The organism is Cytobacillus pseudoceanisediminis, from assembly GCF_023516215.1.
GTDB classification, from domain to species: Bacteria; Bacillota; Bacilli; order Bacillales; family Cytobacillaceae; genus Cytobacillus; species Cytobacillus pseudoceanisediminis.
In genome coordinates this window covers 1,331,316-1,343,240 of sequence record NZ_CP097349.1, presented here as the reverse complement: position 1 = coordinate 1,343,240, position 11,925 = coordinate 1,331,316, and the positions used below count along the sequence as shown (strand labels likewise).

Below are 11,925 nucleotides of genomic sequence, written 5' to 3'. Positions count from 1 at the left end.
CTGCGTGCAATACAGTATGATAAAGCAGGCACATTCGGGAATGCTAATAAAAAATGACTAGTGGGAGGATTTACATATGGAGTCAAACGGAAAGCAACTATCCATATTTTCTCTGGGCGGCATCAATGAAATTGGAAAAAACATGTATGTGATCCAATATGATGACGATATTGTCGTGATTGATGCCGGAGGGAAATTCCCTGATGAGACATTATTGGGGATCGATTTGATCATTCCGGACATCACATACCTTGAGGAAAACCGGGATAAAATCCGCGGGCTGATTGTCACTCATGGACATGAGGATCATATTGGCGGAGTTGCCTATCTTCTCAAAAAGATCAATATACCGGTTTATGCGACCCGATTTACGCTTGGGCTGATTGAATTAAAATTAACGGAGCATCGCCTGCTGGGTGATTCAGAGCTTATAACCATAGATTCTGACTCTAGCCTTGATTTCGGTAAAATAGGCGTTAGCTTTTTCAAGGTGAATCATAGCATCCCTGACTGTCTGGGCATTGTTTTCAAGACGCCAGAGGGCAATGTTGTCCATACCGGCGATTTTAAATTTGACTTAACCCCTGTAAATCAGGAGCATGCTGATATCCATAGGATGGCTGAAATCGGCCGCAGTGGAGTGCTGGCCCTGCTATCAGAAAGCACAAACGCTGAGCGGTCTGGCTTTTCGCCAACTGAACATATTGTCGGGGAAAACATTGAGGAAGCATTTATGAAAGCACCACGCAAGATTATCATCTCAACTTTCGCTTCCAATGTGAGCCGTGTTCAGCAGGTTGTGGCCGCTGTGATTAGAACAAACCGAAAGCTGGTCCTGCTTGGAAGGAGTATGGTAAATGTCGTGGATGTAGCTATTGAACGCGGTTACCTGACAGTTCCTGAGGGTATGATTGTGAATCCAAGAGAAGCGATGAATCTGGCTCCTGAAAAGGTGTGCATATTATGTACCGGCAGCCAGGGTGAACCGATGGCTGCCCTTTCACGGCTCTCTGCCGGAAATTACCGTGATGCAGAGATTCATCCTGAGGATACCGTGATTCTTGCAGCATCCCCAATCCCGGGGAACGAACGCGATGTCTCTAAGATTATCGACAACCTGTTCAAGCTGGGAGCCCGGGTGATATACGGTTCAGGAAGCTCAACAGGGATGCATGTGTCCGGCCACGGCTATCAGGAGGATTTAAAGCTTATGCTCACATTGATGAAGCCGAAATATTTTATCCCGATTCACGGTGAATATAGAATGCTTCACCATCATAAATTGCTTGCTGAATCCATCGGTGTTGAAACTGGGCATACATTTATCATTAAAAATGGGGATGTCGTTGATATTGAGAACGGAGAAGCACGCCAGACCAGGCGGGTACCTGCCGGAGATACTTATGTTGATGGAGTGGGGGTTGGTGACATTGGCAGCATCGTGCTCCGGGACAGAAAGCAGCTGTCCGAGGATGGGATGATTGTGATCGTACTGACCATGAGCAAGAATGAGCGCAAAATGATATCAAGACCTGATACGATATCCCGAGGTTTCGTCTACGCACGGGAATCCGAAGATTTGCTGAGAGAAATAAATCGGATTGCGGAGAAAACCGTCAATGATCTTCCAGAACAGGATAAAAGCCAGTGGAATGTCATCAAGCAGAGCATTAAGAAATCACTTGGGCAGTATTTATTTGAAAAAACAAAGCGCAAACCAATGATCCTGCCGATTATAATTGAAATATAAACGAAAAGAGGCAAGCCTAAAACGGCTTGCCTTTATCGCAGTCTAATGCTCAGTAAGCCCCACCCTTTGATCCAGAGGTTCAGGTCTAACTGAGCGTATAGGCCAGATTGGTTCAACTAACAATCAGTTGGGAAACCACCCGCTGATTGAAGCTTCACTCTATCTAAAGGGCTGCTTAACCGCGGCGTCCGCCTCGGCCGCCCCGCTTTCCTTCAGTATTGCGCTTTAATGAAGAAATATTTTCTTCACTCGATTTTAAGAATTTTGCCATTTTGTCTTCAAAGCTTTCCTTCGGCTTAAAGTTTCCTTTAGAACGGAAATCTCTGGAACCGCCGCGGCGATCATCTCTTCCCTGGCGCGGCGGGCGCTGAGAATAAGAAGATTGGCCTTCAGGTCTGTCCACTGCTTTTTTGATGGAAAGGGCAATTTTGCCTTCCTTCTCGCTAAGCACTTTAACAGTTACCTCATCGCCAACTTTTAAATGCTCATTCACATCTTTAACATAGCTGTCCGCTACCTCACTAATGTGAACAAGACCTGTCGTACCGCCTGGCAGTTCGACAAAAGCTCCGAAATTTGTAATACCTGTTACTTTTCCTTGTACCTTACTTCCAATTTCGATTGACAAAAAAACTTCCCCCTCGGTAGTGTTAACAACGTCTTATTATAACTTTTTTTAAAGATAATTTCAATGCCGGCGATATCCCTACGATATTCTACCCGTTAAAATTCGGGATAAATCATATTTTTTGTTCAAATTTAGTAAAATTTATATATTTAATTGCTTGTTGGGCCATTATTTCAGCCAATTTTGTATGCAGATGGCACACTTTTATATTGAAAAATATTTTTATGTGCAGATAAAAATTTTATGTGCGCATAACGCTTTTTTATGTGCGGAAGGATAATTTTAATCAAAAATTTATTTTTATGATATATTGGCAAACAAAAAAAGCTCCTGAAACAGGAGCTTAAACCTTACACAGTATGACCTTCCTGAAGAACCTTCCTGCTGAAATGACGCTTCATTATAATCCCATACAGGGACGCCAATACCTGCTGAAAGAGCATACCGATGACCACAGGAACAGCAACAGGAGCAGGAAAATAAGTAACTGCCAGGACGGAGCCAACGCTGATATTCCTCATCCCGCCATTAAACGTAACGGCCACAGTCGTGCCCTGATCGTATTTCAGTAAATTAGCGATGATGAAAGAGATAAGATAGCCCATAAACGCCACACAAAATACAGCAAGCCCGATGAGGACCAATTTAAAATTTACCTCCTTCAGATACGGGGCGACGACAGCTCCATTCAGCATGACCACAATGGCCATTCCTAGCTTAGAAAAAGGAGAGAGCCGGCTGCTCAAGGCTGCAGCGCTTTTTCCTGCAAATTGATTGAAGAGCATGCCAAGAAAAGAAGGCAGAACAATCATGCCGAATAATCCAGCCATCATCGGCACAACATCGATCTGTACAGATTTCTGGAAAAATATCGACAATGTCAGCGGAACAATAAATGGTGACAAAAAGGTATCTACCAGAATGATGGACAATGTCAGCGGAATATTGCCGCGATAAATGGAAACCCAGATGAAGCTCGATATGCCGGTCGGAATGGCCATAGCCAATACCAGCCCGGTAATGGTTAATGAATCATCACCAAACGCAAGTTTACCTGTGCTCCATGCAAAGAGAGGCATCAAAATATGAAGCAGAAACAATATGAGGAAAAGCGGCTTTGGATGATGAAGGATTTCTTTTAAACTGCTAAAACTGGAGTTCAGACTTCCTGAAAACGTCATATACGCAAAAACCCAAGGGATGATAAAAGCAAAATCCTTAATATAACCAGCGAGCATAACACCTAGAACCACGCTTATTGGAGTAATCAATGGCATCATTTTCTCCAGTTGTTTATTGATTTGAATTAGCACACTGAGTACTCTCCTTTTCCGAATAATTGTTTACCTAACTAATTATTTTATCATAATCTGGCTGGTTATATATCAAAATAGTAAAAAAGAGCCAAAACTCGGCTCTTTTGATTATCTCCGTTTTTCCGGCATATATTTCAGCCATTTTCCCAGCCTCCAGCTGTTTACTCCAAACCCTGCAAGCGCAATGGCTGCGATGCCTGCGGATAATTGCATGATCAGCATTTCTTCTAAATAAATGCCAAAGCCAGACCCAGTTAAACCTAGCATGAATAGCTGAAAAAGCTGTTTTTTTCGATTTTCATAGATCGTAAACTGAAAATCCCTTCTTTGCCCGGCCTCTTTCATTTTTTCCAATTTACGCGGTGTTTCCAGGAATTCCACTGCTGAATGAAAAATTTTAAAGAGCGGCTGGGATTGAATAATGCTCCAAATGAATGACCATTTATTCCCCTGTGAGCTTAACCACTCTGTAAAAACTGGTTTGCCAAGGTCAAGAAGATCATCTTCTGGTGCCAGATGGCGAACAATCCCTTCTATTGTCATAAATGACCTGCCCAGAAAAACAAAGCGGGTTGGCACCTGGATCGGAAGAGCAGCAATCATATCATTTAGTTCAAGCTTAAGAGCCACTAGATCCATATCTTTTACCTGAGAAAGGTCAAATGCCATCCATTCTGACAGCAGCTTCTCCATTGTTCCCGCATTAGCTTCCGGCAGCAAAAATCCCAGCTGTGACAGACATTCGACTGCTTTACTGTAGTTTTTAGCGAGAATGGATTCAATTAAATTCTGAAAAGAGACTGCATCTTTTTTTGAAATTTCCCCGGCCATGCCGAAATCAAGAAGAATGATCCTCCCCTCCCTTGTAAACAGCACATTTCCTGGATGGGGATCGGCATGAAACATCCCAGGTTCCAGCCATTGCGGCAGGAAGATCTTCATCAAACGGCGTGCCAGATCGTGACGGGATATCTCAAGCTTTTCAACCGCTGCTGAATCATTGAGTCTTTTTCCCTCCACCCATTCCATGACAAGCACTTTTGAAGTGCAAAGCTCCTGATGCACGCGGGGAATTTTAACCAACTCATTATCTTTAAATCGCTCCTTAAAATAAAGCAGGGTATCCTTTTCCTTTGTAAAGTCAAGCTCCCGCTCAATAACCTGCTTTAGCTCCTGAAATAGGACCTTTAAATTAAGGAATCCCTTAGGAATAGGGACAAACCGATCAGCAAACCAGACAAGAATACTTAGGGTCCGGAAGTCGGTATGTACGATGGATTGAATATCAGGACGCTGTACTTTAATGGCGACAATTGAGCCGTCCTGGAGAGCGCCTTTATATACCTCCCCAATCGATGCTGATGCAATGGCTTCTTTTTCAATCGCCACCACCTTTTTAGAGAGCTCGCTCCCCCACTCTTCGTTTAAAATCCTCTGGATTTTACTCCATTCCGATGGCGGTACCTTATCGGTCAGGTCTTGCAGCTCCTGGATGAAAGCTTTTGGAAGCAAATCAGAACGAATGCTGATGAACTGACCAATCTTAATCAGCAGCCCTTCCAATTCAAAAAGTGTTGTCCGGAATCTTTTCCCGATGCCAGACCATAATTTTTCCCATTCTGCTTCTGATTTGCGGGTCCATTTATACCAGTAAATTTGAAATATAATGTGAAGTGCCATAGAAAGCAATTTGTACATACGGAGCAATTTACTTCTCGCCTTCATTTCCATCACCTTCTTCCCTAGAAAAATATACTGTCTTATTCTGTATTACAGGCTGAATACCCTTTTCTTTTTATACGTTATCATGTTTAAAAGGTTTCATGACATAAAAAACAGCCCGTCCTTACACAAAGGACAAGCTGCCTGCTTGATTCTGCTGAATATACTGATGAGTTATGTTAACAATCTTTTCTTTATCATTGTCCATGGATGCCACATGATAGGAGTTATAGAGCGATATAGCTTTCTTTTTCACGGAGCCAATCTTCTCCAAAATAAAATCTGTACACTCTGCAGGCACCACATGATCTTCTACCGACTTAAAGCCTAATACAGGTGTTTTAATGGATGGTAATAAGTCTGGTGTTCCTTCCATGATTTTCTGCAATTCGAAGATGGAGGGAACCGGAACTTTCCCGTACGTAATTTCCTCTACATCCTCTTTTTTAATATCTGGTGCACCTTCATCAAGGTATCTGGGATTTGTTTTCCCCTTTAAATATTCATAACATGGAACCCGGAGAGCGGCATTTATTAACACAATACCTGCAATTTCGGGATATTTATTTGCCAGCCAAAGGGTCAATGCACCACCCATTGATTGACCTGCAGCATAAACAGATGTGCATCTGTCTTTTAGAAATTGATACCCCTTTTCTGCTTCAGCAAACCAATCCTCATGAGAGGTTTTTTCCATATCTTTATAATGTGTGCCGTGGCCTTTAAGCCTTGGAGCAAAGACGGTATAGCCAAGCTTGGCAAATGACTCCCCCAAAAACCGTACACTCTGGGGAGTTCCAAGAAAACCATGTGTGATCAGAATCCCGATCTCATTGCCTTCATAGTAGAATGATTCTGCACCGTCCAAAACAGGATAACGTTCATTCATAATCTATTCCTCCCTCAGAATTAATTACTCACATTATATAACCAACTATTCCGACCTGTCAACTTGTATTTAAGAAGAAAAAAGACCGCTCTAAACATATATGGAGCGGTTAGACTAAAGAAAGTATTAACACAAAGATAAGGATGGCGTAACAAGCACCAAAGATAATAGCCCTTACATTAGAGTTACGTGTGTACCCTGTGAAGTTTGCAGGTGATTGAGCAACATCCACCTTCCTGCTGTGAATGACCATACTGATATTGGTCATGATTAGAATCGCAATTGTAAGAAAAAATAAAAACATCGGCTCTATTTTCAGAATTTCCCCGGAATCAGAATGGAAGTAAGCATTGATAAATAGTATGCTGCTAAAAAGCAATGTCCAAATACTCCCCACAATCCGCTGCTTACTCCATTCATTGCCCATCTTTTCTTTTTCATAGATGGCAACTTGTTCGATAACAGGAAGAATAGATTTAGTGGAATTACGTTTTGCCCATCCCCCAATTGATTGAATCAGAGTTACCGTGCCAAGGAAAATAAACATTTGCGAAAAAGTAATATCTATTAATATTTGTAAAATGTAAGTCGCACTTAAGAAGAATAGGAGGGTGCCATTTAAGAGCAGGAGCTGCCTGACTCTCAGTTTCTTAATTTCAGAACTGGTCACGATCCCGCCTCCCTATGTCTCATGAAATAAATAATGGGGCTCACGGTTCCCAGGATGACAATCACAAGGAACATCCAAAATCCGCTTCCTCCTCCCATCCCTAACTCATCGGCAAGAATGGCTTCAAAAAATAGTACCTGACCAGACATAAAGATTGAAATGAGGGCAACCGCCATAACCGTAAATCCGTTCAAGAAACCCTGCAAGGCTTTAGGAAGCCAAACAAGAACGAATAGAACCACAGTAATTAATAGGAAACTAGAAATCACTGGCCTCAATAATGTAAAGGTTCCATCTGTTACAAAAGATTGGTAAGTGTACATAAATCCCCTAATAATTTCTAGAATAGTATTATTTTACAATTAAACAGGAGGTGATGCCACCCTAAAAAAAACGGCTGCACTTTTATGTGCAGCCGTTTTTTAATATCTCTCAAGTAATTCAATAATCACTTTGAATGTTGAGGTTGTGTCCATATAAGCATATTTGCCTTTCCCATTAAAAAAGTTGCCAGTTTGTATGACAGGATATCCCATTTCTTCCAGCAATCTGATTTTTTCATTCAGGTTATCGACAACGAACGAAATATGATGGACACCTTCCCCGTATTTCTCCAGATGTTCCTGCCAAGTACTTGGTGAATCACCTGGTTCGATTAATTCAATTTGAATGAAAGGTGTATTGATAAACATATATCTTGATTTACCTTCTGTTGGCCGGCCTCTGAAAATGACCTGCGTCATTTCACTTGGACCTGATTGTATAATGGGTGGCTTATCGGCACCGAGAAGCTTACAGTAAGCTTCTGCAGCCAAATCCAGATTTTTTACCACGATTGCCAGCTGCTCGACTTTATTTGTTCCAAGCAAGGGGCATAGTGAATCAGGGGAGCTGCAGTATTTCTTGCCTCAGAGCTTTCCAGGAGTTCAACCAATATCTTGCAGTCTCTCAAGGTATCAGCATAAACATATCTGCCTTCACTGGATGTAAATTCTCCACTTTGCAGTTGTGAGTACCCGCTCTCTTCAAAAAGCGGCATTCGTTCACTGATGGATTCCACATCAAAGGCAATATGGTGTATGCCCTCTCCAGCCCGATCCAAAAACTCCCGCATCGTGCCTGGTTCTTCATTTGGTTCAATAAGTTCAAATTGAACAGTTGGTGTATTTAGAAATGCTAATTTACTTCTTGATGCAGTAGGGTTTCCACGGTAAATTACCTTTGATACTTCCTGATCACCTGTTAAAAACCACTCGGGCTTCGGAACTCCCAGTAAACTTGAAAAAGCCTCACAAGCCTCATCAATATCCTGAACAACAAAAGCCAGCTGGTTTATTTCCTGATTTCCAGCTAATGGCGCTTTAGTAGTTTTGCTTTCTGCCATAAAAAAATCCTCCTAAATGACGCTTCTCCTTTAAGATAATCCCCGTACAGCAAGTCCTCCATCACTGGAAATCACTTCGCCTGTAATGGCTCGGGATTGATCAGAAGCAAGCAGCAGATACGCTCCAACATGGTCTTCGCTGGTCATAGCTATGCGGAGGGGATTTCGGGATTTAATGCTTTTTGCTTTCGTATCCGGATCGACTGCTGTCACAAACGGCTTAAGCGGGCCTATGACATTGAGTGCCGTCAATGTGCCGCCTGGTGCCACCGCGTTTACTCTGATGTCCGGGGCTAATTCAAAGGCAAGCTGGCGCATTAAGCCGATTTGCGCGTGCTTGCTTGCTGTATACCAGACTCCGCCCCCGTCTGGGTAAAAGCCGGCTCCGGAAACCGTGAAAATCATATTTCCATTTGTTTTTTTCAATTCTTCCGCAGAAGCTTTTGCACCATTAAAATAGCCTTTAACATTAATAGTAAATAACAGGTCATAGGCATCTGACATGGCCTCTGGTGTTACTTCACTAAATTTGGCAAATCCGTCAAATACGCCGGCATTGGCCACGAACACATCGAGTTTTCCCGCCGCTTCCACAGCAGCTCGAACGGCGTTAATGTGATCCCCGTATTCAGTGACGTCCCCTTCCATGCATAGAACACGATCCCCGTATTCCTGTTTCAATTGCTCGAGGCCAGCTGCTGATTTATCCAGTACAGTTACAAAGGCTCCTTCCTGTATAAAAGTCTCTGTAACAGCCTTGCCAATGCCAGAGGCGCCCCGGTCAAATAGACTGATTTTCCGCTTAGCTGTGCCATACTGAATGTTCCTCCTTAAACAAAAATAGCGAGATTTCTGGTATTGAGTGTTGTTTGATCGACAATGAAAACCCTCTTTGATAATTTCCAGATGCCATCTTCATATGTAAATTCATCACGGCGCTCTCCTGAGATCAGGTCATGATGAATGTCTGTACTCCGGCTGCGATAGATTAGAAGATAACTATTTACAGATGCTTTTTCATTCGGGACATAGTCTGCCAGTTTTACATTGCTTACAAAGCGGCGGGTGCGGGAAGGAGGAATTTCCGCCCAAGCATAGTCCGTTTTTAACCGTTCGACTCTCAGGCTCAGCAAATCTATATCATCATTGAAAGAAAACATATCTTCCGCATAATCCGGCCTTTCGGTGCCTTCCTTATTGACACGTACAGGCATTTGATAAATCAGGGATGGATGCATAAGGCTGAACCAGCCATCAAAATCAATATGATCAAGCAGCTCAGCTTCTCTGTAGAGCCATTGTTCAAATTCATAGGTTGCGAGCATTTTCTCTAAACTCATTCCGTATTCCCCCATTTCAGGCATCGTTCCAGTTTACTTAAGCGTTTATGAGATCAAGCCAGTAGCGATAGAAATTCCTTTGATTTGCTTCAGAAAACTTATCATCGTAGACAACACCCGGACCGGTGAAATCGCTGACCGGTTCCCGGTGCATGCCCATCGTATAATTGTAAACAAGTTCTTTCATAACAGGCATTGGCCCTGATGCGGCAGCGGTGATGTCAGTAAAAACTTCTGTATCATCCTGCTCAAAAATGCCTGAAGGGCTGAACGTTAAAATGAAAGAATCCCTTGAACGTTTCTTCCAGTCCTCTGCAGCATTTTTCTCTACCAGGAACCAGGCAATCACCTCCATTTTATCTGGCCCAATTGGCCTCCACATCCGAACGGTTGTATTCGAAATCAGCTGTCCTTTTACCTTTGTATGTGAAATGAGGAAGCTCAGGTTTGGAAAGATGTTTCCGATCATATTTTTCAAATTGGCCAGCACATCATATTGTTCATCTGTTAAATTGGATTTATATTCAGATTTTAGCTCTTCAGGGAATGCGAAGTCAGGATTAGGAGTACCCAGATTTAAACCATGTCCGTTCATAGTGTGGATTTGGTATCCCTTTTTGGAATATGTCGCACTGGGCACCATGCCCAATTTTGCAATGGATCCATGAGTGACCATTGTGTGGTAGGAATCGCCGACAAAGTTATCTGCTCCTACCTTCCAGTTTGAATGGATGATAAACCTTTGCGGAGGGCCGACGACTTCCATTTCAGCACGTCCGGCTAAAATATCCAAATACCATTTGAAATCGCCGAGGAAATCTGATAGAGACTCAGCTTCTTCATTCCAGGTTCCAAAAACAAGGCCTTTATATGATTCAATCCTTATTTTGTGAAGTCCCAGTTTGGACTTATCCAGGTCAGCACCATAAATATCCTTCTGCAGAGGTACTCCAATAAGATCACCATTGTTTTTAAAATTAAATCCATGATAAGGACATACAAATGAAGATTTATTTCCTTTGTCAGCACGGCATAATTTCATCCCCCGGTGTGTGCACATATTGTAAAAACCGCGGATTTCATTCTCTGAATCTCTTGTAATAATAATGGAGTAGCCTGCTAAATCTCTTAACATATAATCATTTTTATTCGGGATTTCTGATTCATGGCCAATAAAAAGCCAGGTTTTCATAAACACCTTTTTATGCTCAATATCGTAAATCTTAGGATCTGCGAGGATAAAGGCAGGAATGGATCCAGCCTCAGGCTGGACTGTTTCGTTCAAGTAGCCGATCGTTTCTTTTTGGGTCATTTCTTCTAAATTCTTAGTTGTCGTTTTAATCATATGTAAATTCCCCTTCGTCTTAATATAAGCTTCTCCATGGAGCGAGGAAAAGAATGAAATATTCTCTTCCTGCTGTTGCACCAGTTTACATCTATCCAACCCGGATCATCTCATCCCTATTCTTCAATGAAGCCAGGATGCTTAGAGCTGCCAGGTAGCTTGTCTTTGGATTATTAGGCATCGGGTCATTTTCGACTTGAAGCGATAGCTTTCCGAAAGAACCTGCTGCCTCAATCGTATGGCTATTTTTCCTTGCTGCTGGATCGGATATGATTTTAACTCCGGTATTCTCGGCACCTAATCCCGCGAGAGACAAGATAATGGAAACATTGATATTCTTTGGGAATAATCTAATGGCTTCGGCGGCAGATCCCTCAAAAAGCACCTTTTCCCCATTAAGCGGGGCACCAGGAAGTGCCTGAGGAGGCTTCCTGGTGATAATGGAGACAGAATCCAGCTCACCAATCGATTTGGCAGCTTTTAAAATATCCAGTCCGCCGATTGCCCCTGATGGCAAGTGGATTTTCGTATTATTTAAGATGCAGATTTCTTCAAGGCACTTATAAAATTCCCGGTCTGCCAATGCCCCAACACTGCTGACAACCAGATCTTTGCCTGAAAGCAAAATGGAAGCAGCATACTCTTCTACAGCTTCAACAGTTGCTGCTTCAATAACCAGGTCGGCATCGGATTTTAAAAGGGATTCCACGTCTTCAAAGATTTCCGCTTCAAATTCACGTGATAGTTCCTTTGCCTGTTCCTGGCAGCGAGTATGAAGGCCAATAATTTTCGCATTCGGTATTAAGCAGTCTATATTAATGCTTTGAAGCAGGAACCTGCCTATATTCCCGCCTCCTATTAAGGCTAATTTCATATCGGTA

At 42.5% G+C, this 11,925-nt stretch carries 13 protein-coding genes; 1 reads left to right on the top strand and 12 read right to left on the bottom strand.

The window, feature by feature from the left end; translation table 11 throughout:
• The first annotated feature begins 76 nt into the window (after nt 1-76).
• Nucleotides 77-1,750, top strand: a complete 1,674-nt coding sequence (locus M5V91_RS07145) for a ribonuclease J (protein ID WP_251174494.1) — start codon at nt 77-79, stop codon at nt 1,748-1,750.
• A gap of 175 nt (nt 1,751-1,925) precedes the next feature.
• On the opposite strand, the gene M5V91_RS07140 is transcribed toward M5V91_RS07145, so the two are convergent.
• The 12 genes from M5V91_RS07140 to nadX all read right to left on the bottom strand — a co-directional run bounded on the left by M5V91_RS07140 (nt 1,926) and on the right by nadX (nt 11,918).
• Entirely contained in the window at nt 1,926-2,378 is a 453-nt protein-coding gene (locus M5V91_RS07140; protein WP_009334297.1) for a S1 domain-containing RNA-binding protein, read from the bottom strand.
• 350 nt (nt 2,379-2,728) lie between these two features.
• Nucleotides 2,729-3,691, bottom strand: coding sequence for a bile acid:sodium symporter family protein (locus tag M5V91_RS07135; RefSeq protein WP_251174493.1), 963 nt, complete (start codon nt 3,689-3,691; stop codon nt 2,729-2,731).
• A gap of 111 nt (nt 3,692-3,802) precedes the next feature.
• Nucleotides 3,803-5,419 carry an ABC1 kinase family protein gene (locus M5V91_RS07130; RefSeq protein WP_251156977.1) on the bottom strand — a complete coding sequence of 539 codons (1,617 nt, stop codon included), beginning with the start codon at nt 5,417-5,419 and terminating at the stop codon, nt 3,803-3,805.
• A 121-nt stretch (nt 5,420-5,540) separates the two neighbouring features.
• Nucleotides 5,541-6,305, bottom strand: coding sequence for an alpha/beta hydrolase (locus tag M5V91_RS07125; protein WP_251174491.1), 765 nt, complete (start codon nt 6,303-6,305; stop codon nt 5,541-5,543).
• 109 nt (nt 6,306-6,414) lie between these two features.
• Nucleotides 6,415-6,975: a hypothetical protein gene (locus M5V91_RS07120; protein WP_217024493.1), complete on the bottom strand. Its 561-nt coding sequence runs from the start codon at nt 6,973-6,975 to the stop codon at nt 6,415-6,417.
• The gene (locus M5V91_RS07115; RefSeq protein ID WP_050807826.1) at nt 6,972-7,298 is read right to left on the bottom strand and encodes a hypothetical protein; all 327 of its coding nucleotides are present in this window, start codon (nt 7,296-7,298) and stop codon (nt 6,972-6,974) included. Before M5V91_RS07115 ends, M5V91_RS07120 begins: the two co-directional genes overlap by 4 nt.
• Nucleotides 7,299-7,397: 99 nt before the next feature.
• Nucleotides 7,398-7,808, bottom strand: coding sequence for a VOC family protein (locus M5V91_RS07110; RefSeq protein WP_284521944.1), 411 nt, complete (start codon nt 7,806-7,808; stop codon nt 7,398-7,400).
• Nucleotides 7,802-8,359: a VOC family protein gene (locus M5V91_RS07105; RefSeq protein WP_284521943.1), complete on the bottom strand. Its 558-nt coding sequence runs from the start codon at nt 8,357-8,359 to the stop codon at nt 7,802-7,804. The genes M5V91_RS07110 and M5V91_RS07105 overlap by 7 nt, the downstream gene beginning before the upstream one ends.
• Before the next feature lie 30 nt (nt 8,360-8,389).
• On the bottom strand, nt 8,390-9,124 hold the full coding sequence (locus M5V91_RS07100) for an SDR family NAD(P)-dependent oxidoreductase (RefSeq protein ID WP_284522258.1): 735 nt from the start codon (nt 9,122-9,124) through the stop codon (nt 8,390-8,392).
• 65 nt (nt 9,125-9,189) lie between these two features.
• On the bottom strand, nt 9,190-9,699 hold the full coding sequence (locus tag M5V91_RS07095; protein WP_019381323.1) for an aromatic-ring-hydroxylating dioxygenase subunit beta: 510 nt from the start codon (nt 9,697-9,699) through the stop codon (nt 9,190-9,192).
• 37 nt (nt 9,700-9,736) lie between these two features.
• Nucleotides 9,737-11,044, bottom strand: a complete 1,308-nt coding sequence (locus tag M5V91_RS07090; protein WP_019381322.1) for an aromatic ring-hydroxylating dioxygenase subunit alpha — start codon at nt 11,042-11,044, stop codon at nt 9,737-9,739.
• Nucleotides 11,045-11,135: 91 nt separating this feature from the next.
• Entirely contained in the window at nt 11,136-11,918 is a 783-nt protein-coding gene (gene nadX, locus M5V91_RS07085; protein ID WP_035329820.1) for an aspartate dehydrogenase, read from the bottom strand.
• Nucleotides 11,919-11,925 lie beyond the last annotated feature (7 nt).

Bases quoted from the DNA above. Each gene is read 5' to 3' on its own strand.
- M5V91_RS07145 (WP_251174494.1), top strand. From the start codon at position 77: ATGGAGTCAAACGGAAAGCAACTATCCATATTTTCTCTGGGCGGCATC.
- M5V91_RS07130 (WP_251156977.1), bottom strand. From the start codon at position 5,419: ATGAAGGCGAGAAGTAAATTGCTCCGTATGTACAAATTGCTTTCTATG.
- M5V91_RS07125 (WP_251174491.1), bottom strand. From the start codon at position 6,305: ATGAATGAACGTTATCCTGTTTTGGACGGTGCAGAATCATTCTACTAT.
- M5V91_RS07115 (WP_050807826.1), bottom strand. From the start codon at position 7,298: ATGTACACTTACCAATCTTTTGTAACAGATGGAACCTTTACATTATTG.
- M5V91_RS07105 (WP_284521943.1), bottom strand. From the start codon at position 8,359: ATGGCAGAAAGCAAAACTACTAAAGCGCCATTAGCTGGAAATCAGGAA.
- M5V91_RS07095 (WP_019381323.1), bottom strand. From the start codon at position 9,699: ATGAGTTTAGAGAAAATGCTCGCAACCTATGAATTTGAACAATGGCTC.
- M5V91_RS07090 (WP_019381322.1), bottom strand. From the start codon at position 11,044: ATGATTAAAACGACAACTAAGAATTTAGAAGAAATGACCCAAAAAGAA.
- nadX (WP_035329820.1), bottom strand. From the start codon at position 11,918: ATGAAATTAGCCTTAATAGGAGGCGGGAATATAGGCAGGTTCCTGCTT.